Origin of the sequence: Desulfitobacterium sp. PCE1 (assembly GCF_000384015.1) — a bacterium.
Classification (GTDB): domain Bacteria; phylum Bacillota; class Desulfitobacteriia; order Desulfitobacteriales; family Desulfitobacteriaceae; genus Desulfitobacterium; species Desulfitobacterium dehalogenans.
This window is the reverse complement of sequence record NZ_KB913023.1, coordinates 467760-490405: the sequence shown is the minus strand read 5'-3', so window position 1 is coordinate 490405 and position 22646 is coordinate 467760. Positions and strand designations below refer to the sequence as shown.

Sequence of the window (22646 nt, the reverse complement as noted above, 5' to 3'; positions counted from 1 at the left end):
TTTAATCGTATTCGCTTAAGCTTTCTCCTTTCGTTCCATAATTCCTGCTTCTTTCCTTTCACCGGTCCTGGGTAAGTATCCGTTTCGAGCTGAAGTAGGTAAGCAGGAAATACCCGCCGTAAAGCGCGATAATCAGAAGACCGGAGGCTAAGCAGGAGGCCAGAATATTAACCTCCCCCACCCGCAGAACGAGTTCGCTGGCTACGATAATCGCGACCACGGAGTGGATCACGGACAACACAAGGGGCAGCGCGAAATAGAGGGAAACCTGCTTGAATAAACTGCCCGCCAGCAGCTTTCCGCTCGCCCCGAGCTTGGACAGCAGCTCATACCGCGCACGGTTGTCGCTGGCTTCGGAAAGCTGGGCGATGGCGAGAACGCTGGCGCAGGCAAGTATGAACACGATTCCGATATAGAGGGAAATATAGGTTATCCCCGCCACGGTAGAGCTTTCCTGGGCGCCATAATTGCTGCGGATGCTTTCGGCCACCGCCGAGCCCACCGAAATGGCGGAGATGGCAATAAACAGCATAAGGCAGACAAAGGACATGGACACATGGGCTGTGTTCATTCTGCTGTTAAGCTGTCCGAGGGTGAACAGGTTCAGGCCTTGGAAATAGACCCCTTCCATTCTGCGGACCAGCTTCAGGAAGAAGCCGGAGAAAGAGTAGAAGAACAGAAAGGTTCCGGCAGTGCCGAGAAGAGCAGAAATCATCAGGGGCTTGCCTGAGTGGAGCATTCCGTTTTTGATGATGATGGAATAGGCGCTCCCAAGGATCGCCAGGCTGATGATAAACAGGGCGACGGATACGTTAAAGCGTGGAGCGCGGAACCCTGACATCTTTTTGTCGGCATAAATAAGGTCAATGAGCTTTTGTCTGCTGATGTTGGCCGTGTTGAAGACCATAACCAACAGAAAGGCGATGCCAAAGTATAAAGCGCTTTTCCACACTGCCGAAGGGGAAAAGGCCAAAGCAAACCCGGTTACGCTTACCCTGAACAGCTTGGCCGTGAGAAGGGCCAGCCCCTGGGAAAGCACGATGCCGAGAACAACTCCCACCACGAGGGACACCAGGCCGACCAGGGTGGTTTCCCAGATCAGGATGCGTGAAATCTTACCTTTCCCCATGCCCAGAATCAGATAGATCCCCAATTCCTTCTTGCGCCGCCGAATCAGAAAGGCATTGGCATAAAGGATCAAAAAACCCAAAATCGCGGAAATGAACAGGGACAGATAAGACATGATCTTGTTTACGCCGAGAAGGGCCATCGCCTGGTTCTCGTTCAAATCCATCATGACGCTCCCGCTGTCCAGGGAATTGAAGATATAGAACATAGCCACGCCGGCGATGATGGTAAGAAAATACACCCCGTAATCTTTATAGCTTTTGCGGACATTGCGCACCGCTAACTTAAGCCCGCTCATTCCGCTTCCCCTCCCAAAACGGCCATCACCTCAATGATTTTGTCAAAGAAGTCCTTCCGTGTATCCACCCCGCGCCGCAGCTCGGTGAACAGCCTGCCGTCCCGGATGAAGAGAATCCGGTCGCAGTAGCTTGCGGCGAAGGGGTCGTGGGTCACCATGAGAATCGTGCTCTGCAGTTCCTGCACCATGGCGCGGAAGCTTTCCAGCAAGGCTTTTGCGGATTTGCTGTCCAGAGCGCCGGTGGGTTCGTCGGCCAACACCAGAACGGGATGGGTTACAATCGCCCGGGCTGAAGAGACGCGCTGACGCTGTCCCCCCGACATCTGTACGGGATACTTGGCCAGCACATCCGTGATGCCGAGCTTTTCCGCGACGGCGCGAATTTTTCCATCCACCTGGCGGGGATTCGTTTTGGCGATGGTCAAGGCCAAAGCGATATTCTCATAAGCGGTGAGGGTATCAAGGAGGTTATAATCCTGAAAAATGAATCCCAGCTTGCGGCAGCGGAAATCAGCCACCTCCGAAGGCTTCAGCTTGGTAATGTCCTTTCCTTCAATCAATATCTGCCCCGCCGTCGCCCGGTCAATGGTGGAAATACAGTTGAGCAGGGTGGTTTTGCCGCTCCCCGATGAGCCCATCACTCCGATATATTCTCCCGGGAACACTTCAAAGCTCACACCGTTCAGGGCTTTCGTAATGTTGCTGCGGTTTCCGTATATTTTTTCTAAATGTTGAACTTGTACAATCGGTTGCATAAGAAGCTCCTTTCGGTTGATATGCTTACAGTATAAATCCCGCCCAACACATCTGCCATGGATGGACCTTACAGCAAACTTACACTAATGTCACATAAGAATTTCTTGGAAATGTAATGGCTATCTCGGTGCCCTCATCCGCTGCCGCCGAGAGAGTGAGTCCCAATTTGCCGCACAGTTCCTGGCAGAGATAGAGTCCCATCCCTGTGGATTTCCCGGTTATGCGTCCGTTTTCCCCTGTAAAGCCCCGCTCGAACACACGGGGCAAATCCTGAGGGGGAATCCCGATACCGTCATCCTTAAGGGTCAATACTCCGTCCCTGAAACTAAAGGTAATTGTTTGCGCGCCGTATTTCACCGCGTTATCCAGCAGCTGCTGCAAAATAAAGAGCAGCCATTTGGAATCGGTATAGACCATTCCTTCTGCTTGCAGATTTATTTTGACTTTATTGGCGATGAGGTATCCGGCGTTTTTCTTAAGCAGCTGGGCAATCAGGGTTTTCAATTCGGTTTTCCGAATGACATAATCCTTTTCCACGGAGCCGCTTCGGGCGTAAAACAGGGCTTGCTCCACATAGTTTTCGATCTTGTCCACTTCATCTGATACCTTAGCGTATCCATTGTTCTCACAGATCAGCTTTGCCGCGCTGATAGGGGTCTTGATTTCGTGGACCCACAGCTCTACATAGTCCCGATAGTCGCGGATTGCTCTCCCGTGTGCCCCAATCTCGTCGTTCATCGATTTACCGACAGCCTGCAGCACTTCCGCAAGGGCTGCTCCTTCATAAAATGTGGGAGCTTCCATAATTTCAGAGATATAGTGCTTTCTGTCCAAATCGTTAAGCTGGGAGAACAGCTCTTTATAGAATGCTCTTTTGGGGAGGTATTCCCCCAGCAAGGCGGCAAGGCTGCCGGAAAGATACACCACATTGACGACGATTATGGCGGCAGGGGGATCATTCAAGGCGTATAAAACAAAACCACCGATCCCGGCGGTTAACAAGACCATGATGATGAAGAGCAGCTTGTCTCTTAAAAAATCCCTTAATTGCATATCCTATACCCCTGTCCCCGTTTCGTTTGGATGACATCCACCGCCCCTATTTCCCCGAGAGTTTTTCTCAGGCGGTTGATGTTTACCGTCAGGGTGTTGTCATCGACAAATTCGTCCGTCTGCCACAGCTCCGTCATGATCTGTTCCCGCGGGAGGATTTTACCCTGACTTTTCATCAGCAAGGTCATAATCTTCAGCTCGTTCTTCGTGAGTTCCCTGGTCTGTCCATGGAAGCTGACTGTGCTCTCCCCAAGGTTGAGGGTCAGCCCTGCGGCCTGGAGAATGAGCTCGTTCTGATGGCCATATACGCGGCGCAGAACGTTCTCAATCCTCGCCAACAGGATCTGAACATTGTAAGGTTTGGTAATAAAGTCGTCCGCGCCGAGATGCATACTCAGCAATTCGTCCGTTTCCGTGCTCCGGCTGGTGACGACGATCAGCGGTACAGAGGATTGTTTGCGGATTTCCCGGCCGATATGATGCCCGTCATAGAAGGGCAGGTTCAAATCAAGGAGAATCAAATGAGGTGCGGCATTCAGCGCCGTGTTGACCATATCCTCAAAAGCATCCGGCGCGGCAACTTCATAGCCGTGCTTTTCCAGCAGGCTTTTAAGTTCAACCCGGATGATGGGGTCATCTTCAATAATCAGAATCTTGCTCATGGCAACTGCTCCATTCCCTATTCTCCATTCTCCAGCTCAATATCATCTGCCTAAGTCTATTTTTCTTGATATGTTATTTGATCGCAACGGCCTCAAAGGTTATCATCTGTTCCTCCTTCGCCGTAGTGTGCCCATTAATAATCTGAAGAAATCACAATATTTTTGAAGCCCACAGGTTTAAGAAGTAACCCTTCACGCCACTTTTCATATCGTCCATGGGAAATGGTGTATTGGTTTATATAGTCAACTTCCACAAGTTTGTTTTCTAAGGTGATGATATCTCCGTTGGCTCCTTCGGGAAAAATAAATAATCCGAACTGAGTATATCATAAAACCCTAAAAAATTTAAAAACTCCCACCTTCCAAGCACCGGAGGCCCCCCCGCTGTTTCATCGGCTGCAAAAACGGCCGAAACCGGCAGATATCCCACCGGTTTCGGCTTAATTTATTCTTATAGTATTAGGGATACTTTTATTGATCTACCGCTCCACCCCGCCGCTGACAATACTGTAATAAGCCCGGGAGGTAAAGAGATATACCATCACATAAAACAAGGTGAACACCAGATAGCAGCCTACCGTTACGGCAGCGAACAGACGCGTATTGGTCAGGCTGAACAGAGCCAGCAGCTTCGAAATCATCGGAAAGGCAAACGCTATATGAACGCCCGCAGCTGCAAGGGGAAGAAAGAAGATGGTCAGCACCTGGGAATTAATACTCTTCCTGATTTCTTTTTTTGTCATGCCTACTTTCTGCATGATGTCGAACCGGGCCTGATCCTCATATCCTTCACTGATCTGTTTATAGTACATAATGAGCACCGCTCCCAGTATAAAGACAATACCCAGCAAAACCCCGAGGAAAAGAAGTCCCCCGTACAGAGCATAGAAGTCGGCCCGGTCCCGGGCAGCGCACTGGGTGGATACCGCGGGAAACTCAGAGTCCTTCAGCTGCATCTCCCTGACCGACCCCGAAATATCTTCTCCCAGGGCAAACTGCTCTTCCTCAGAAAGGTTCAGATCAAACCCATAGTAATAGTGCAGACTGGAAGCATTATCCCCGTAGATCTCCTTTTGTTTCTCAAAAACAGCATCGATGGCGGCAAAATCCGGGACAACGATATAGAGGGAGGGAATAGTCTGCATAGCGTCCACACCGTTATCCACAAATTCCGGTACACTCTTTTTGATCTTCAGAGTACCGGCCCCTTCCAAGGTAAGCCTGTCATAGGGATAATCCGATTTAGTGCAGTACAGCAGAGCCTCGTTTTTGTCCAGAGTTTCCCTGGTCCCCGTCAGCCGGTTATAGTCCTCCAGGGGAATGATAAACAGCTGCCGGATGTCAGGCGGAAGAATCTGCCCCTTTTCACGATTGAAGCTCACCTGCTCCCCTTCCAGGTATCCGGCCACACCCAGATAGCGGTAATTGAGAATATTCTCCGGCTGGACGCCCTTCTTTTGCAGCGCCTCGCCTAGTGCATCAGTCACGGCAACCGTATAGGCCGGATCGACGGAATAAATATCAACCGCCACGTTCCGCGGATACCGGGAACGCAGGCTGTCTTCCGCCCCTATATACAGGCAGACTGTTGAAGACAGCATCACCAGAACCATGGTGGAGAGTATGCAGATGGAGGCCAGCCCGGCGCCGTTGCGTTTCATACGGTATACCATAGAAGAAACGGAAACAAAATGACTGGTCTTATAGTAATACCTCTTGTTTTTCTGCAAAAGTCTGCAAAAAACCACAGAGCCGGCGATAAACAGCAGATAGGTCGCTATGATCACCATCACCACCGCCACAAAAAACCAGAGCAGGGCTTCCAGGGGCTGCTGGATGGCGAGGGCCAGATAATAAGCGCCGGCCAGAATAATGACTCCCAACAAGGCCACCACCCAATTGGCTTTGGGGGGCTTCTCACCTACCGTGTCGCTGCGCAGCAATTCCACCGGTTTGGAGACATGAATCTGCCGCAGCCCATTGAACAAAATCAGTAGAAAAATAGCGGCGAACAGTGCCGCGGCCTCTAAAACAGAACCCCACTCCACCGAGAATCCGGATTGGATGGTGCTTTTGAGCACATGGGCCAGGGAAAGTTCGGCAACCTTGGCAAAAAGGATCCCGCAGAACAGGCCGCCGGCCACCGAAACAACCCCGATCAGGAGGCTCTCCCAGGTAAGAATCCGGGCCAGGTTCCATTTTCCCATGCCAAGAATATTATAAAGGCCAAATTCTTTTTTCCGTTTCCTGATCAAAAAAGAATTGGTATAGAACAGGAAAATCAGGGAAAATACCCCCACGACCCCACGGCCGAAGGACAGAATCATCTGCAGGGAGCCCCCGCCGGGCATGGCGCTGACGGAAGGATTTACGGTTAAAAAAGAGATAATGTAAAACATCATGACCATACCCATGCAGGTCAGGATATAGGGAAGGTAGATCTTGCGGTTTTTGGCAATGCCGGTCAGGGCCAGTCTGGGATAAAGTCCCTGTGTCATTGTCTGTCGCCCCCCGTCGCCAGCATGGTAAGGGTGTCGGATATCTTCTGATATAACTCCTCGTTGCTGCTGTTGCCCCGGTAAATCTGGTGAAATACCTCCCCATCCTTAATGAACAGCACCCGGCCGGCATGACTGGCCGCCTTGACCGAGTGAGTCACCATCAAAAGAGTCTGCCCCTCCCGGTTGATCTCCCCAAACAGGCGGAGAAGTTCATCGGTGGCCTTGGAATCCAGGGCTCCGGTGGGTTCGTCCGCCAGGATCAGCCGGGGATTGGTAATCAGGGCCCGGGCTACAGCCGCTCTCTGCTTCTGCCCCCCTGATACCTCATAGGGATACTTGGCAAGAAGATTCTTAATCCCCAGCTTCTCCGCAATCGGTGTGAGCCGTGCTTTCATCTCCGGGTAGGGCTTGCCGGCCAGCACCAGGGGCAGGAAAATATTATCCTGAAGGGAAAAGGTGTCCAGCAGATTAAAATCCTGAAACACAAAGCCCAAATTGTCCCGGCGGAAGGCGGCAATTTCAGACTCCCTGATCTTGCTCAGATTGTGCCCGTCAAGAACAACTGCACCGCCGGTAGGCTTGTCCAGGGCCGCCAGAATATTGAGCAGAGTTGTTTTGCCGGAACCGGACTCACCCATAATGGCCACATACTCTCCTTTTTCCACGCTGAAGGACACATTGGCCAGGGCCTGAATTTTCTGGCCCCCAAACCGGGTGGTATATACTTTTTCTAAATTATTGACTTCTAAAATAGTCATTAATTTTTCCTCCTCCGTTTTCTTCAACTATAGTGTAGCGACACGCCCACATTTCGCCCAATGACTTGTCTGAAAGTGAACGTGCCACTACACTAGTTTAAGAAAACGGGGAAATATCCGCCATCGCTTTGGCTTACATTTCCCCGTTTAACCTTACCATTTTGAAAGGTTGCCCCTGCGGTTGGCATGGTGATCCCCAGAGAAGCTGCAGCTGTACGCCTAAGCAAATCGATGCTTATCGTGGCAGGATCTCCGGGCCCCTACTGGACCGTTTTGATATGCATGTAGAAGTCCCGCGTCTGGACTATGACGAACTCCACCAGCTGCCCGCCGGAGAAGAGTCACAGGCTGTTCAAGACAGGGTGCATAAAGCCCGGGAACGTCAGTGGTCCCGTCTGGGTGACATTAAAACCAATGCTGAAATGAACGCTGCAGAGACCACAGAGTTCTGCAGCCTGGATAAAAGCAGTGAAGAGCTCTTAAAACGAGTGTTTAACCGCCAGCATTTAAGTACCCAGCCATGACCGGATTTTCAGGGTGGCTAGAACCATAGCCGATCTGGAGGGGGAAGCGAATATCCTGTCTCGTCACCTGGCAGAGGCATTTCAATTCCATGCTTTGGATCAGAGTCAGTTTATTATTAATTGATTTTTTATGCCAAATGTGCCTGCAATAATCCAGCGTTCGCTTGATTAACTTGGATCTACTTCATCATAGACCGCTTTCACAACCTTAGTGTAATTGCCTTTGTTAACATCCTGTATAGAGGCATCCTGGTCTAGATCGCTCCCAGGGGCAAAAGTTGGCTCCTTTAATTTGTTCTTTTGGGTCTGCTTTGGATTCTTTTTCACGGTACTCCTTCCTTTCCTTTAGGTTGACATTCGCACAATTTGCAAGATGATTTTCTGATTTATTGAGGTCTCCTAATCAGGATTTTAAATAAGCCTTAGAGTAATTGTTTCTTCTTTTCTTGCCACCCTTGTACGTCAACAAGAATAGACCTAAATCCTTTTTTGTCAATTCTTTTGGTTGCACCTGACCACCATTTCCAAAAACTTTCACTGTCTAAATTAACAAGAACAGATTCTTCCACTCATAGCACCTCTGGTAAAGTAATATTCCCCAAGATGGGTTTATCTTTACCATGATGGGTGCTGGAATGTTCTACCACGAGACTCGGTGGTACTCGGCTTTATATTTCCCACTAAGAAATACTTACAAGCTGGAAGTTGATCGAGTTCTCTATCTGGACCCTGATTTAGTGGTCATTAATTCTCTGGATAAACTATATAGCATTGATTTTCTAGGAATTCTGTTTGTATATAAAAAAACCCCCTGACCCATCGTTGATTTGTTCAAGAAGCTGCCGGGGCTCTTTATGGGCATGGAAACGAGAGACGAGGAGTACCTTAGGTCGTACTTTTCTTGTCTTCCAAAACATACCTATCCTATAATGTATGCCCTACTCTGGAAAAACCATACTATTAGCATGAAAACATTAAGACATCTTCTTATCTACGGAATTGCAGGCCTTGTTATCGAGGTCTTTTATACAGGGTTAGCCGCTTTACTGCAAGGGGATCTGAGTATGCACGGGTTTACTTTCCTTGTTATGCTGCCGATCTATGGGCTGGGGGTTTTTCTCGAACCGGTTCATGACCGGATCCGCGAGCAGCCATGGTGGCTGCGCGGGCTCGTTTATTTAACCCTGATCTGGAGCATTGAATATCTCAGCGGTTTAAGCTCTACGGTTCTGCTCGGCACTTGTCCCTGGCACTATAGGGATCCGTTGAATATTAACGGATTTATTACGCTGAGAATGGCTCCGGAATGGTTCCTGGCCGGGCTTGGTTTTGAAGTGCTCCATAATACTTTAGAGGAGGCAGCCATCTAACTCTTTCCCGGGGGTATCTTTAAACGTTCACCTTTCTTTCTAAGCAAGACAGAAATGAATTACACTAAAATTGTAGCGAACAGGCTGCCAAAGAACACTCAGCTACGGGCAGGTAGCTGAGTGTTCTTTTATTTTATCTTCTGCGATTAATAACAGAGAGAACTTAAATTCGTTTCTTCTGGTTTTTCGTTTCCCGCTTTCCCAATCTCCAATAGTTCTATGGTTAACTCCAATCGCTGCAGCAAACTCCTCCTTAGTCATGCAACTGATGAGCCTTGAATGGGGAAAGGCTGCTTTTGCAGGCGATTCGAGCGCTGGCCTTCACCGGCTGGGATATTTTAACCGATGCGAGGTTGCTGAGCAGGGCGAAGCGGGAGTTCCTGGCCAGAGGGTAAAGCCCTATTTGTGCCTTTCGTGTTATAACATATGAGATATGCACCTTTCTGTTTGGAATTATGGTGAGTTTGGTTACTCTTCCATTTTACCTATGTACGCACCTTTGCAAATAAATCATGGTACCTTCCTCCAATAGCACACATACATTATGGTTGAGAGAAAAAGGCCATTTTTTTTTTGCAAGGGTGTGATTTATTTTGATCATACATACGGTAAAACGGGGAGACAACATCTACTCCATCGCCAAACGTTATGGAGTATCCATGGAGCAGATCATCAGCGACAACAGATTGGATAATCCTGATCAGATCATGATCGGGCAGGCTATTGTTGTGTCGTCGAACACTACCCGGAAATCAGGAACCATCGACGTGAACGGCTTTGCATTTCCCAGCATCAGCAGCAACACTTTAAACAATACCTTGCCCCACCTCACCTACCTGAGCTTTTTCAGTCACCAGGTCAGTGCCGATGGCAGCCTAAGCACGTTAGCGGACGCTTCGGCCCGGCAGAGGGCACGGCAGCAACGCGTCGCCCCCTGGTTCGTGATTACCAATCTCAGGGAAGGCGGGGGTTTTGACAGCGACATCGCCCACGCTGTTTTAGCCAGCGAGCAGGTTCAGAACACCTTAATTGAAAATGTGGTGAACAACCTCGCCCAGGAGTATACCGGGCTGGTAATTGACTTTGAGTACATCCATCCCCAGGACAGGGAGAGCTTTAATAACTTCCTGCGCAGGATAACCGACCGCCTTCATTCCCTGGGCTACACCGTCGCCACCGCCCTGGCCCCCAAAACAAGCGGAAGCCAGCGAGGACTGCTGTATGAAGCACACGATTATCCTGTACACGGGTCGGTTGTCGATCATGTTATTCTGATGACCTATGAATGGGGATACACCTATGGCCCGCCCCAGGCCGTTGCTCCGCTCAATCTGGTGGAAGGCGTGGTCAGATACGCCACGTCCGTTATGCCCAGCCGTAAGATCATGATCGGGATACCGAATTACGGTTATGACTGGACCCTGCCCTTCGTCCAGGGTTCGGCTGCCCGCTCCCTCTCCAACACAGCCGCAATAAAACTGGGCGTTGAGCAAAAGGTAGAAATCCACTACAGCACTACGGCTCAGGCTCCTTTTTTCCACTACTATGACGGCAATGGCCGGCAGCATGAGGTATGGTTTGAAGATGCCCGCAGCATCCAGGCCAAATTGGCGCTGGTCAATAAATACAAGCTGGGCGGAGTCAGTTACTGGACGATCAACAGCTTCTTCCCGCAAAATTGGGTTGTGCTCGAAGGGATGTACACGGTGAGAAAGGTACTCTAAAACTTATGCACCCTTCAGCGCCTTAGCCGCATAATCCCCCATGACCTGATACCCTTTGGCATTGGGGTATTTTCCATCCTAAGGTTGCCTATTCTGTTTCCAATTCAGCGCTTTTCAGATCGATCCGGATCTCCGTACCCCCGCCTGGAACAGAGCTTGCGCTAATGTCATGACCCAGATTGCGGCAGATGCGGCGGCAGAGATAGAGCCCTATTCCGCTGGCTTTCTTGTCCCTGCGCCCGTTAAAGCCGGTGTAGCCCTTTTCAAAAATACGGGGCAGGTCTTCCGGCGCGATGCCAATGCCGGTATCCCGGATACACAGGGTTTTCGGCGCTTCCAAAGCAATGGAAATTGTCCCGGACCGGGTGTATTTAAGGGCGTTGGACAGAACCTGCTCGATGACGAACAGGAGCCATTTTTCATCCGTCAAAACCCGGCTGCCAAGGGGCTCATATTCCAGCCGGATCTTCCGGCGAATAAACTGAGAGGCATATTTGCGCACAGCCTGTTTGAGTATGCCGTCCAAATCATACTCCCGGATCACATAATCCGTTGCGGGGCCCTCCAGCCGCAGATAGCAGAGGACCATTTCCACATACTGCTCAATGCGCTGAAGCTCCTCCCTCAATTCCCGGCTTTGGGCGGTATCCCCGTCTTCCCCTTGCAGGAGAAGCCCCATGGCAGCGATGGGTGTCTTGACCTGATGGGCCCATACCGTATAGTATTCCACAAGATCCGTATACCGCTCCCGCATTTGGTCGGTCAGCTGCAGCTTATCTTCATAAAGAACCCGGATGACAGCCTGATAGTCTTCCTCCAGGGGCCCCCAGGGCACGGGAAGTCCGGCAGCGGTCACCGTGATTTCCCGGCTCAGAGCCTCCAGCCGTTTATGCTTCTCATAAAAAGCCCCATAATCCCAAACCACAAGGATCAAGCCGACGAAAGCGCAGATCACCGCCCCGTAACCCACTGCCCCCACCGGCAATTCATAAAGGGCAAACACCACGGCGAATATGACGCAGAAGCCCAGAAAAGCCCCTATTATTTTGCGATGTGATTTCAGGTAAGAAAAAAACAAGCCCATAGACCTGCTCCTATCCCCCTCACTCTACCAGGTATCCCCATCCTTTTTTCGTAAGGATAAAGTCCTTCAATCCTGCGGCGTCCAGCTTTTTGCGCAGGCGGGTCATGTTGACGGTCAGGGTATTTTCATCCACAAAGCTGTCCGTTTCCCACAGCCGCTGCATCAAAGTATCCCGGCTGACCACCCTGCCCTTGTTTTCCATCAGGGCCTGCAGAATACGGTAATCGTTTTTCGTCAGCTCAATATGCTGCCCTTGGTAGATCAGGCTGGCGTCCGAAGTATTCAGCAGGGCCCCGCGATGTTCCAGTACCTTGACCTGCCCGGCAAAATGATAGGTCCGGCGCAGAATGGCCTGAATCTTTGCAGTGAGCACATTCAGATCGAAGGGCTTGGCGATAAAATCGTCTCCCCCCATGTTCATGGCCATGACAATATTCATATTATCCCCTGCGGAGGAAATGAACATAATGGGAACCTGAGACACTTTGCGGATCTCCCCGCACCAGTGATAACCGTTATAAAAGGGCAGGGAAATATCCAGCAGCACCAGCTGAGGGTCCAGTTCGGCGAACTCGGCAAGAACATTCCGGAAATCCTCCACACAGCGGGCTTCCAGACCCCAGGATTGGATATGTTTCCGGATAGCCTCCGCAATGGTAGCATCGTCTTCGACAATCAGAATTTTATACAAGTTATCCCTTCTTACGCATGCAGGTGATTGGAATGAACGGTTTGAAATCTCACTATTTATCATAACTCTTCCGGGCGGGAAAGGCAAAAAAAGCAGCTGGTTGTGGAATCCAGGCCGCGCGGATGGAGGATCTTCCATAATACAGCCCGTCCCAAATACGAAGGCGCCTTCGTATTTGGGACGGGCCGGCAGTATATTTCATTCACCCACGGATTTCAACGGCATTCCGCTAATCTAACCTCAGCAATAAGGTTGCTTATTTTCTGTAAGCCCGACCAGGTAGTCGATACTAGTTTTATAAAACTCTGCGAGCTTAATCATGATATTCAGCGGAACATCACGCTCCCCTCGCTCATATTTGGAGTATAAAGATTGATCGCACCTTAGGTATTCCGCAATTTGTTTTTGTGTTAGGTCATGATCTTCACGAACATCACGTATTCTTAACCGCATCAGCATCACCAAAGCAAGTATATCTTAGGACTATAAGTCCTATTGACGTATTGGACTATTTGTCCTAAAATTATTCAACAAAAGTCCCCTATGTGATTGTAATTATTATCGGCATTTATGATGACATTTGCCCACTTCGCATACAAACAGGCTAAAGCTTAACAAATAAAAAAAGTGCGTCTGCACTTTTTCAAAACTATAGTTTTTCATCAACTACCCACGTTATAAAATGGTCAACCAGTTTCAGTTTTTTCTCATCGCAAAGCTTAATCTTTTGATTGATTTGAGCAAGCAGGCTGTCATTCTCGTGTCTGACGATACCTAGCAAAAAGTAATCCGGAGTGATATCCAGGGCCTGGCATATTTTCATCAATGTTTCGATGCTGGGAATAGAATGGTTGTTTTCTATATTGGAAATGTGGTTGTTACTAAGTCCCGTAGCTTCTGCAACATCATCCTGGGTTAGGTTCAACACCTTGCGCCTTTTCGCAATCCGTTTGCCTAATTCTTTATAATTAATCTCCAAATCTTATCACCCTGTTTAACCTTATCAATTATGGATAATATTCTTAACAAAATGTAGGGGTATTTATACACTTATACTTGTATCCTTATAGATATATAATGGTTTAAATACCTTTTTAGTTGTATCTAAAAGGCTTTGGAGGAGACGAGTATTGCTTACTATCGGTATTTGCGATGACAGGCCCTTGTGTCGCCAGCTATTGGAGGAATTCATCCATTTATATGAAGAAGAAAAGAGAGTTCTATTTGATATTTACCAATTTGGCAGCGGCGAAGAGCTTCTCGAAGAACTTCATAAGCCTGGTATGATTCTTGACCTTCTTTTTCTTGATAATAGCATGAAAAAGCTGACCGGCCTCGAAACCGCCCAACGAATACGGCAATCCGATTCCATGTCAGCATGTAGCATCGTATTTGTAACGGCTGATGTTCACGATCAATTCATGCAGGTCCGGCCTTTACAAGTAGTAGGTAAGCCTATTACCCGGGAGTGTATTGATACACTATTAGACAAGGTTCTGGCCAAAAAGACGTAATCGTAAGCTTTACTTTTTAAACCTCATCTTCCATTTTCGCAAAAAAACACCTCCCACAATTTCAGCTTGACATGGTTTAACTATCATTTATTATAGTTACTATGTAAATGATAGGTAGGAGGACAATTATGAAATACGAGCCTAAAATCGAAAAAGAAATCATGTGCCCTATCGAATATGGACTTGATGTTTTCGGAGGAAAATGGAAAGCGAGAATTTTATGTGTACTCTCTACAAACACAGTGATTCGCTATAATGCCATCAGAAAGGAGCTCGGCAATATTACTGATGCGGTCCTTGCCGCTATGCTTAAAGAGCTTATTGCCGATGAATTAATTGAACGAACACAATATAACGAAATTCCTCCCAAAGTAGAGTATGCACTGACAGACAAGGGGCACTCAGTGTTACCGATTCTTCAAAACATCTGCCAATGGTCACGACAGCAGACCAAAGATGAATTGGAGAAAAAACTTCCCCCCTGTAAAACTTGCGACCAACTTAAAAAATAGTTACTATTAAATTTATTAGTCACTCATAAAATTCCTAATATATTGAGCGTTCATAGTGGGTTTGTTATACTCCAGTCATGGTCAAACCCATAAAAATTAACGCCAATGGAGGAATGGAATATGAGTGTAAAAGCATATCTTGAAATCACTATGGTGATTAACGAAACCAATCGCCCTGCGGCTGGAAAAGTCTATGCTGACTACCGACAGCCTTTCTTGCGCCAAGTCAAAGGCGCACTTACCAAAGATTTGCTTATCCGTAAGGAAGATGTGCAGGTTTTGCACGGCTTTGACAGCGTAGAAAATGCCCAAGCATACTTGAGTAGTGATATGTTCAAAAATGATGTTTTCGTTGGTCTTAAACCCCTGTGGAGTACAGACCCTGATGTAAAAATTTATACTGTCGCTTAAATTAAGTGCAATCGCCACAACAAAAACCGTTATGGCAGCAAAATTATAATGCCTTTTTATAAGCAATAACGCCATGCGGCGGTTTTGAACTGTTCAAAACCGCCGTTTTTCTATTGAAAAATATCCTTGCCACACCATGGCTGACAGATCCCCGTTTATATTCTCTCCTTCACTCCCTTCGCTAAAAAATCCATGATCTTATTTCTATACACTTCATAGGTCTCCGGCTCCTTGGCTGCGAACTCTTTCATCTCATACAGCAGCTCCCGATAATTCCGTACCATGCTCTCATATAAAAAGGCGATTTGATTGGCTTTAGCCCTGTGATAGGCAGCGTTAAGATTGTTGCTCATTCTTGTGATGGCCTTGGCGGATGTACTCTCTTTTTGGGATTTCAACTCCACGCTCAGCCTCCCGACTTTAGCCGTGACCTCTGCCTGAGACTTGCTTAACTCCCCGTTCTTTATCTTCAGGCTATCCAGCTCCTTGGTCAGCCGATCGATTTGGTTTCCCTGATCCTCCACGGTTTCCTGAAGCTCCGTTTTTTCCTCCAAAGCCCGGTCCCGATCTTCGACAGCCTGACGCCGCTCCTGAACCGCCTTTTCCAGCTGGCGGGTGGACATACTCTCCAGATCCAACTCTGCTATAAATTGAGTCCGCTCCTCTTCCGGGACACCCAGAAGGATAAAAGCCTGGGTATAGCTCAGATTAGGCAATGCCTGGGCCTCGGGGCCGGGAGCATTCAGTGGGGCCGTGCCGGCAGAGACCGACGGCTGGCTCCCATAGGCATCAAAGACGCGCATCAATTTCTGGGCCGTTCTATCCGTGTAATTTACGGACTCCTCCAGCCACTTCAGCCACTCCCCATGGGGAAGCAGCTCCTTGGCCTCCCTCAGGCGGCGGCCGACCTCAATGGCACCGGCCAGAAGGATTTTCTCGGTCTGGTGCCTAATCGTGTTAATTTCAGCCGCGATTAAGTGCGGCGTCCGCCCTGTGGTCAAATCACCCATATGCTGCAAATCCTTTCCTTGGTTGTTTTTACACTCAGCATATGGAATCATGCCCCCGAAGGTGCAAACCTTTCTTAACACAGCAAGTCCCAAATACGAAGGCGCCTTCGTATTTGGGACTTGCCTAGTTGCCGCTTATATTATATTTCTTCATCTTCGACGATTAAATAGTTGGACAAGTCAGAAAACAGAGATGTATATTGCTAGGATAACATATCCAATTGACTCGAACAACACTTGCAGGTTAAATAGCCCTTGTGTGCCAACATAGAACACTGGTTGGTTTCCAATGTACAAAAATGGTGCAGGAGCTTTACCAATTCCAATAAAAAAATCATCGCATTCTGACGGAATAGACGGATATTTCTGAATATTCGGCCCATTGGATGAACTTTTCCTTCTCTAAACTTGAATGGCATGCGAATTGCATTGTAATAATAAAACAACATCCCGAAAGGGAAATAAAACTTACGAGGAGGATAAACAATGTCTGTAGTGCATCAAGTTTATGGCTACTACATGCCAACTGTCAACCTTATGGGAGCGGGTGCAGCCCAAGAGGCAGGGAAACAAGCAAAGATTTTGGGGGGCAAAGTTGCACTTCTGGTGACGGACGCTTTTCTTAATCAGAGCGGACTGGCCAAACAGATTGCGGAGATTATTGAAGCCGAGGGTGTTAAAGTTGTCATCTATCCTGGAGCAGAACCCAATCCTACCGACAAAAATGTTCATGATGGTGTCGCGGTGTTTGAAAATGAAGGCTGTAATATGATTGTTTCACTGGGAGGAGGATCTGCTCATGATTGTGCCAAAGGTGTAGGACTGGTTGCTGGAAACGGCGGCAATATCCGTGATTTTGAAGGAGTCGATAAATCCGAAAAACCAATGGTACCTATGATTGCTATCAACACTACGGCAGGAACAGCCAGCGAGATGACCCGGTTCTGCATTATTACCGATACGGATCGCCATATTAAGATGGCTATTGTGGACTGGCATGCTACCCCCAATGTGTCCATCAATGACCCATTGTTAATGATCGGAAAGCCTGCCCCTCTGACCGCCGCCACCGGTATGGACGCCTTAACCCACGCTGTTGAGGCGTACGTTTCCACTGCAGCTACGCCCATTACCGATTCAGCTGCTTTAATGGCGATTAAGCTCATCAGTAAGTACCTTCGTCGTGCTGTTGCCAATGGCAATGATTTTGAAGCCCGGGATAAAATGGCCTATGCTCAATTCCTGGCAGGTATGGCGTTTAACAATGCCAGTTTAGGTTATGTTCACGCCATGGCCCACCAGCTAGGCGGCTTTTATAATCTGCCTCATGGTGTTTGTAATGCCATACTTCTACCTCATGTATCCCGCTTCAATCTGATTGGAAACCTTGAGCGCTTCGTAGATATCGCAAAAGCTCTGGGCGAGAAAGTAGAAAAATTACCTGCCAGAGATGCAGCAGAAAAGGCTTTGTCCGCAATTACAACATTATCCCAAGACATCAGCATACCCAGCGGACTCTCTGAGCTTGGCGTAAAAGAAGAGGATCTCCAAACCATGGCAATCAATGCAATGAAAGATGCCTGCAGTCTAACCAATCCCCGGCTTGCTAAGCTCGATGATATTATTCAGATTTATAAAAATGCTTTATAAGTCTTAGCACTAAAAGGGGCGGCCCTGTGGCCGCCCCTTTGCCCTTTGATTAAGAAGACTCCCTTTAACCTACAAATAGTTTGCCGTAATGGACTCCTGACACTCCTTCAATTCACCGGGTGGTCCTTCAAACAGAATCTGTCCGCCTTTGCTGCCGCCTTCGACACCTACGTCAACAATCCAGTCGGCATTACGAATCACATCCAGATTATGTTCAATGACAATCACGGTGTTGCCCTTCTCCACCAGCCGGTCAATGATGGCCAAAATGCCCGTGATATCGGACATATGCAAGCCTGTAGTCGGCTCGTCCATGATATAGATATTGCCTTTTTTGCTTAATTCCTTAGCCAACTTTAAGCGCTGGCATTCTCCTCCGGACAGGGTGTCCAACGGCTGCCCCAGAGTCATATAATGAAGGCCCACATCCACAATGTGCTTCAGCTTGTTTTTGATTTCTTTCTGGCTGAAAAAATCAACCGCTTCAGCAATGGTCATAGCCAGTACGTCAACAATGGAGCGGCCATTATACCGATACACCAGAACCTCTTGCTTAAACCGTTTGCCGCCGCATTCCTCACAGATCGTTTCTACCGAATCCATAAAGGAAAGATCGGTTTCGATATAACCCCGCCCTTTGCATCCCTCACAGGCCCCCTCCGAATTATAACTGAACAGCCCGGCGCTGACCTTATTTTCTTCCGCAAACAATTTACGGATTTGATCCATAATGCCTGTATAGGTGGCCGGATTGGAGCGCAAATTGGCGCTGACGGCGGACTGGTCGATGATAATGGCCCCCGGATATTCCTTAGCAAAGACCCCATTGACAAGGGTCGACTTGCCGGAACCGGCCACCCCTGTCACCACCGTGAAAATCCCTTTTGGTACTCTTAAGCTAATGTTTTTCAAATTGTGTAAAGTACTCTTTTTCGTTTCATAAAAATCGCTGCTGGTCCTTGGCTTACTCTTAATCGGCAGACTCCTGCCCATATATTCCCCGGTCAGGGTCTTGGACTTCAGCAGGTCGCCGTAAACACCCTCGAACATGATCCGCCCGCCGCTTACGCCCGCATGGGGTCCTACATCAACAATATGATCGGCCACCCTGATCACGTCAGGGTCATGCTCAACCACGATGACCGTATTCCCCTTATCCCGCAATTTGATCAGCAGTTCATTAAGTCTGTGTACATCCCTGGGGTGTAAGCCAATGCTCGGCTCATCAAAAATATACATCACATCCGTCAAGCTGCTGGTCAGGTGCTTGACCATTTTAACCCTCTGGGATTCACCCCCGGACAAGGTGGAAGTTTCCCGGTCCAGGCTGACATAATCAAGCCCGATTTGGATTAAATCATGCAACCGCTCGGTCAGATTTTTGATGATGGGTTGGACGTTAGCATCTTCAATCTTTCGGATTAAACCAAGAAGCTCATCCACCTGCATAGCCGTCAGATCAGCAATGGAATAGCCCATGATTTTCGATGCCAAGGTATTTTCGTTATAGCGTTTACCCCCGCAGTCAGGACACTGCATTTCCGTCGTAAACGGCGCGATTTTCTTCTGGGATGCCTCAGATTTTTCGTACTCGGTTTTGATGTGCTGCCGAATAAACCGCTCCACCAGACCTGCATAAGTGGTGTTCATTCCGTCAACGATAGCCGATTTGATTTTCTCCGGCTGATGATAGACCAGCTTGTGGTACTCCTCCGGAGAGTAATCCTTAATTTTTTTATCACAGTCAAAAAAGCCTGTGGAAGCATATATTTTCCACTGCCATGTCCCAGGGGTAAAGCCCGGCAGCAAAATCGCCCCCTCGTTCAAGGACTTTTCCTTGTCCAAGGCTTTCTCCAGATCCAGAGTAACCGTCCTGCCGATTCCCTCACAGGTCTTGCACATGCCATTGGGGTCATTAAAGGAAAAATACTGGGAAGGCCCGATATGGGGCTGCCCGATCCGGGAAAACAACAGCCTGAGCAAGGGATTGATATCCGTGATTGTACCCAGGGTCGAGCGGGAGTTACCCCCGATCCGTTTTTGATCCACAATAATCGCTAATGAGAGGTTTTCAATAGCATCCACATCAGGATGACCATACTTCGGTAAAAAACCCTGAATAAATTTACTGAAGGTTTCATTCAGTTGCCGGCCCGCTTCCTGGGCGATCGTCTCAAAGACAATCGATGATTTACCTGACCCGGATACACCGGTAAAAATGGTGATCTTCTTTTTGGGGATGTTCAAGCTGATGTTCTTTAGGTTATTCGCTCGTGCGCCAACGATTTCAATAGAGTCATGTACCATATTGGGTCTCCTTATATAGAATATTTAAGCTGCCCTCTCACAACCAGAAAATGAGAATTTCCTAATATTATGCCATATCTTGGAGTAAAATAATAGAAGGTTCCCCAAAAGTCATAATGGCCACCCCAACTATATAAGTAGTTATGTGTTACTTATCTTTAAATTTGTGTGAAGCCGCTTCTTCTTGAAAATAATCTGCAAAAGCATAATTAACAGCACATTAGCCACAGCAAAAACACCATAAGCCGTAAGATAGGTTCCTGTGACATCAGCCATAAAACCCACTAATGAATTCCCTATGGCACCACCAAGGAATATCATCAGGGTTAAGATTGAGAATATTTTAACATAATCTCTCAAACCAAAAAGCTCCACCACCCATAGTGGAATGGGTATAGTAAGAATCGGGTTGCCCAAACCGATTAGGATCGTCAATAAATAGGCTTTGGCCTGACTTCCATCCACCAAAAAGGCGGAGGCTAAGGCCAACCCCCACATTATAAACAAATACCAATTGGTAGCGATGATCCCAAAGCGGTCGATGATCGCCCCCGCCAAAAGCTTGCCGACGATCAATCACCTCCGAAAAGTGAAAATACCACTGCAGTAAACATAGGATCATAACCGATAGAGATCAGAAAAGAGGGAAGATGATTATTGATAGGACCTATCATAATTCCTACAGAAAGTACCGTAATTATCAATCCCCAATACCGGAGCCCATAGCGCTGAGGCTTATGGCAATTCCTCTCTTGGTACTGAACCAGCGGGTAATTAAGAGTGATGCAGGAAACATTCCTCCGCCGCCGGAACCAATTCCCACCAACAAAGCAGCCGCATAACACTGAAGCAATGTTCTGCACCAGGCAAAAAGAAGAAAACCTCCAGCCACGCACAAGCCAAAAATAAACATAACTATCCTGACACTATAATTCTGATAGATTCTCCCACTGAACACTAAAATTAAAATACTGCCGACGCTGATCATGGACATAACCGTGGAAACCTGGATTTTCGTCAGGTCTAACTCCTCAGCCAAAGGTGTGACAAAGATCGAAAAGACGTTAATAGCCAAACCTACACAGCAAAACACCATAATCATACAACCGAAAACAATCAACCAGCCATAATGGAATTTCTTCTCAGGCTCATTCATACTGCACTTGTCAACATATATCCTAAAACCGCAAGGGCAAGATCTGCTAAAGTCATTTAAAACCCTCCATCATTTGAGTATACTCTGAAGTTCCGTAACTTCCGCCATCCTTCCAACCCGCCTTTAGTTATTTATTCAAAATCAGACTGCCAGCTAGCGAACAATCATCAACTATCTGTATCTTACCACAAATATACCGTTAATAAATGCAGGGATCTTTCATTCTCCAATATTTAAAAAGAACACGAGGCAAATGGTTTTTTTGCTAACCTCGTGTCCTGTTTTTTTAAACTCGGATAGTTTTTGGCGGGAACGTGTAGGAGTCGAACCTACCTCGGCCGGATCATCCACCCGATAACGGATTTGAAGTCCGCAGGATCCACCGGAATCCATTCGTCCCCTTAATTCCTTATATCATAGACTACTTTCTACTGACTTCATTTCAGCTTAAGTTTGTAACTGACAAAGTCTGAATTGCGACCTTACACTACATCACTTAATGTGGAGAGTCCCTCAACTACTAATACTTTTAGAAGACGTCGAGTGGAATACTCTTCTGCTCAGATAAGGCAGCACGAAGAGCAAGACTACTCCCAAGGCGAGAAGAACGATTACGGAAAGCCACTCCATCCCCCCGCCCTGATGATAGAGCTGTGTTCCCACCGTCGGCAATTCCTGTCCTCCGAACACAAAATTATAACGGAGAGCAAAAACCCCTGCCAGACTGAATACCCCCACCAGACCTAAAGTCGCGGAAGATTGTATTAGGGAAAGCAGGATCAGGGGCAACACGATACCCACCGCAATTTGAATTCCCCAGAAAGTAAAGGCCTTTTCCCCTGCCAGAAGATTCATGACCGTCAGCTCTCCTTGGGCTCCCAAGAAAAAAACGGTGAGCAGATGAAAGGAGACAAGGTAGACTTCCAGCACCACAAACCACACTTTTAAGGTGTGCAGGGCGCTTTCATAGTCGGCCCCGGGAACCATTTCCTGAGTAAACACTTTCTTCGTCAGGCTGATTAAGCTCAAAGCCGCAACACAGCCGGATACTAAAAACAGAACCGGCAGTAAAGCGGAATTCCAAAGGGGTTTGCCGGGAACGACTGCTAAGAGGAAGCCGGTGTATAGCCCTAGGCAGACTGCCAAAACGGCACCTATTTTACCGAAAAGCTTCACTCTTTTCACTTGGCCCTGCCACAAGAACCAAATATAGGGCACACAGACAATTCCATAGAACAACAGGATGAAAGACCCCCAAGACATGATGGAGGTGGGATTAACATTAAAGAATAAATAGAGGGCTCTGAAGGGCCGCCCCAGATCCGCAACCAAGGCGAGCAGCCCTGGAATCAAGGCTGCTAAGGCCATGAGCGCCGCAGGTTTGGCTAAAGGCTTGACAGGTTGCCAACCAAAAACCGTACTTAACGCTGAGATTAAAAACAAGCCTGCACTTAGCCCTGCCAGAAAGAAATAGAGCACGATGAGAGGACCGAAGGCAGCGTTATGCTGTATTTCATAGACAAAGGAAAAATCCATT

26 protein-coding genes and 1 tRNA gene are annotated in these 22646 nt (G+C 47.9%); 8 read left to right on the top strand and 19 right to left on the bottom strand.

The annotated features are described in order from the left end of the window. Window positions 1-58 precede the first annotated feature (58 nt). From DESPCE1_RS0102480 to DESPCE1_RS0102455, 6 genes are all read right to left on the bottom strand, one after another. On the bottom strand, window positions 59-1426 hold the full coding sequence (locus tag DESPCE1_RS0102480; protein ID WP_019849341.1) for an FtsX-like permease family protein: 1368 nt from the start codon (window positions 1424-1426) through the stop codon (window positions 59-61). After that, the gene (locus DESPCE1_RS0102475; RefSeq protein ID WP_014792451.1) at window positions 1423-2181 is read right to left on the bottom strand and encodes an ABC transporter ATP-binding protein; all 759 of its coding nucleotides are present in this window, start codon (window positions 2179-2181) and stop codon (window positions 1423-1425) included. The genes DESPCE1_RS0102480 and DESPCE1_RS0102475 overlap by 4 nt, the downstream gene beginning before the upstream one ends. 79 nt (window positions 2182-2260) lie before the next feature. Then, window positions 2261-3235, bottom strand: coding sequence for a sensor histidine kinase (locus tag DESPCE1_RS0102470; RefSeq protein ID WP_019849340.1), 975 nt, complete (start codon window positions 3233-3235; stop codon window positions 2261-2263). After that, window positions 3226-3897 carry a response regulator transcription factor gene (locus tag DESPCE1_RS0102465; RefSeq protein WP_014792449.1) on the bottom strand — a complete coding sequence of 224 codons (672 nt, stop codon included), beginning with the start codon at window positions 3895-3897 and terminating at the stop codon, window positions 3226-3228. The genes DESPCE1_RS0102470 and DESPCE1_RS0102465 overlap by 10 nt, the downstream gene beginning before the upstream one ends. A 479-nt stretch (window positions 3898-4376) precedes the next feature. Then, the gene (locus DESPCE1_RS0102460; RefSeq protein WP_019849339.1) at window positions 4377-6395 is read right to left on the bottom strand and encodes an ABC transporter permease; all 2019 of its coding nucleotides are present in this window, start codon (window positions 6393-6395) and stop codon (window positions 4377-4379) included. Then, window positions 6392-7156: an ABC transporter ATP-binding protein gene (locus DESPCE1_RS0102455; RefSeq protein ID WP_019849338.1), complete on the bottom strand. Its 765-nt coding sequence runs from the start codon at window positions 7154-7156 to the stop codon at window positions 6392-6394. Before DESPCE1_RS0102455 ends, DESPCE1_RS0102460 begins: the two co-directional genes overlap by 4 nt. Window positions 7157-7284: 128 nt before the next feature. On the opposite strand from DESPCE1_RS0102455, the gene DESPCE1_RS21675 reads away from it, so the two are divergent. Beyond that, window positions 7285-7680 (top strand): ATP-binding protein, encoded by a 396-nt coding sequence (locus tag DESPCE1_RS21675; protein ID WP_019849337.1) that lies wholly within the window; start codon window positions 7285-7287, stop codon window positions 7678-7680. A 13-nt stretch (window positions 7681-7693) separates the two neighbouring features. Continuing rightward, window positions 7694-7804: a hypothetical protein gene (locus tag DESPCE1_RS24120; protein WP_371200221.1), complete on the top strand. Its 111-nt coding sequence runs from the start codon at window positions 7694-7696 to the stop codon at window positions 7802-7804. Between the two features lie 44 nt (window positions 7805-7848). Here DESPCE1_RS24120 and DESPCE1_RS23105 read toward each other — a convergent pair whose 3' ends face one another. Next, complete coding sequence (locus tag DESPCE1_RS23105; protein WP_014792446.1) at window positions 7849-8007, bottom strand: hypothetical protein; 159 nt, start codon at window positions 8005-8007, stop codon at window positions 7849-7851. Between the two features lie 95 nt (window positions 8008-8102). Continuing rightward, window positions 8103-8249, bottom strand: coding sequence for a hypothetical protein (locus DESPCE1_RS22910; RefSeq protein ID WP_019849336.1), 147 nt, complete (start codon window positions 8247-8249; stop codon window positions 8103-8105). A gap of 396 nt (window positions 8250-8645) precedes the next feature. Here DESPCE1_RS22910 and DESPCE1_RS0102435 point away from each other — a divergent pair, with 396 nt between their 5' ends. Further along, window positions 8646-9050 (top strand): membrane protein, encoded by a 405-nt coding sequence (locus DESPCE1_RS0102435; RefSeq protein ID WP_014792445.1) that lies wholly within the window; start codon window positions 8646-8648, stop codon window positions 9048-9050. Window positions 9051-9152: 102 nt separating this feature from the next. Here the strand turns inward: DESPCE1_RS0102435 and DESPCE1_RS24115 are convergent, their stop codons facing one another. Continuing rightward, window positions 9153-9311 (bottom strand): DNA-binding transcriptional regulator, encoded by a 159-nt coding sequence (locus DESPCE1_RS24115; protein WP_148269897.1) that lies wholly within the window; start codon window positions 9309-9311, stop codon window positions 9153-9155. Window positions 9312-9643: 332 nt separating this feature from the next. Here DESPCE1_RS24115 and DESPCE1_RS0102430 point away from each other — a divergent pair, with 332 nt between their 5' ends. Beyond that, window positions 9644-10774, top strand: coding sequence for a glycosyl hydrolase family 18 protein (locus DESPCE1_RS0102430; protein WP_014792444.1), 1131 nt, complete (start codon window positions 9644-9646; stop codon window positions 10772-10774). Between the two features lie 88 nt (window positions 10775-10862). On the opposite strand, the gene DESPCE1_RS0102425 is transcribed toward DESPCE1_RS0102430, so the two are convergent. The 4 genes from DESPCE1_RS0102425 to DESPCE1_RS0102410 all read right to left on the bottom strand — a co-directional run bounded on the left by DESPCE1_RS0102425 (window position 10863) and on the right by DESPCE1_RS0102410 (window position 13528). Next, window positions 10863-11858: a HAMP domain-containing sensor histidine kinase gene (locus DESPCE1_RS0102425; protein ID WP_019849335.1), complete on the bottom strand. Its 996-nt coding sequence runs from the start codon at window positions 11856-11858 to the stop codon at window positions 10863-10865. A 19-nt stretch (window positions 11859-11877) separates the two neighbouring features. Beyond that, entirely contained in the window at window positions 11878-12549 is a 672-nt protein-coding gene (locus DESPCE1_RS0102420; protein WP_019849334.1) for a response regulator transcription factor, read from the bottom strand. 240 nt (window positions 12550-12789) lie between these two features. Next, on the bottom strand, window positions 12790-13002 hold the full coding sequence (locus tag DESPCE1_RS0102415; protein WP_019849333.1) for a helix-turn-helix domain-containing protein: 213 nt from the start codon (window positions 13000-13002) through the stop codon (window positions 12790-12792). A gap of 196 nt (window positions 13003-13198) precedes the next feature. Further along, window positions 13199-13528 (bottom strand): helix-turn-helix domain-containing protein, encoded by a 330-nt coding sequence (locus tag DESPCE1_RS0102410; protein WP_014792440.1) that lies wholly within the window; start codon window positions 13526-13528, stop codon window positions 13199-13201. 151 nt (window positions 13529-13679) lie between these two features. Here DESPCE1_RS0102410 and DESPCE1_RS0102405 point away from each other — a divergent pair, with 151 nt between their 5' ends. The 3 genes from DESPCE1_RS0102405 (at window position 13680) to DESPCE1_RS0102395 (ending at window position 14986) form a co-directional block, all read left to right on the top strand. Then, window positions 13680-14063: a LytTR family DNA-binding domain-containing protein gene (locus DESPCE1_RS0102405; protein ID WP_019849332.1), complete on the top strand. Its 384-nt coding sequence runs from the start codon at window positions 13680-13682 to the stop codon at window positions 14061-14063. Between the two features lie 128 nt (window positions 14064-14191). Then, window positions 14192-14575 (top strand): helix-turn-helix domain-containing protein, encoded by a 384-nt coding sequence (locus tag DESPCE1_RS0102400; RefSeq protein ID WP_019849331.1) that lies wholly within the window; start codon window positions 14192-14194, stop codon window positions 14573-14575. 120 nt (window positions 14576-14695) lie between these two features. Next, window positions 14696-14986, top strand: a complete 291-nt coding sequence (locus DESPCE1_RS0102395) for a hypothetical protein (RefSeq protein ID WP_014792437.1) — start codon at window positions 14696-14698, stop codon at window positions 14984-14986. A 155-nt stretch (window positions 14987-15141) separates the two neighbouring features. On the opposite strand, the gene DESPCE1_RS0102390 is transcribed toward DESPCE1_RS0102395, so the two are convergent. Next, on the bottom strand, window positions 15142-15996 hold the full coding sequence (locus tag DESPCE1_RS0102390) for a DUF3102 domain-containing protein (protein WP_028305427.1): 855 nt from the start codon (window positions 15994-15996) through the stop codon (window positions 15142-15144). Window positions 15997-16482: 486 nt separating this feature from the next. Here DESPCE1_RS0102390 and DESPCE1_RS0102385 point away from each other — a divergent pair, with 486 nt between their 5' ends. Beyond that, window positions 16483-17646 carry an iron-containing alcohol dehydrogenase gene (locus tag DESPCE1_RS0102385; RefSeq protein WP_014792435.1) on the top strand — a complete coding sequence of 388 codons (1164 nt, stop codon included), beginning with the start codon at window positions 16483-16485 and terminating at the stop codon, window positions 17644-17646. Between the two features lie 69 nt (window positions 17647-17715). Here the strand turns inward: DESPCE1_RS0102385 and DESPCE1_RS0102380 are convergent, their stop codons facing one another. The 5 genes from DESPCE1_RS0102380 to nrfD all read right to left on the bottom strand — a co-directional run bounded on the left by DESPCE1_RS0102380 (window position 17716) and on the right by nrfD (window position 22645). Further along, window positions 17716-19953 (bottom strand): excinuclease ABC subunit UvrA, encoded by a 2238-nt coding sequence (locus tag DESPCE1_RS0102380; RefSeq protein ID WP_019849329.1) that lies wholly within the window; start codon window positions 19951-19953, stop codon window positions 17716-17718. 141 nt (window positions 19954-20094) lie between these two features. Next, on the bottom strand, window positions 20095-20529 hold the full coding sequence (locus DESPCE1_RS0102375) for an MFS transporter (RefSeq protein ID WP_019849328.1): 435 nt from the start codon (window positions 20527-20529) through the stop codon (window positions 20095-20097). A 124-nt stretch (window positions 20530-20653) separates the two neighbouring features. Then, window positions 20654-21109, bottom strand: coding sequence for an MFS transporter (locus tag DESPCE1_RS0102370; RefSeq protein WP_019849327.1), 456 nt, complete (start codon window positions 21107-21109; stop codon window positions 20654-20656). A gap of 304 nt (window positions 21110-21413) precedes the next feature. Beyond that, window positions 21414-21510, bottom strand: a tRNA-Sec gene (locus DESPCE1_RS22900). A 112-nt stretch (window positions 21511-21622) separates the two neighbouring features. Further along, window positions 21623-22645, bottom strand: a complete 1023-nt coding sequence (gene nrfD, locus DESPCE1_RS0102360; protein WP_019849325.1) for an NrfD/PsrC family molybdoenzyme membrane anchor subunit — start codon at window positions 22643-22645, stop codon at window positions 21623-21625. Between the last annotated feature and the right edge of the window lies 1 nt (window position 22646).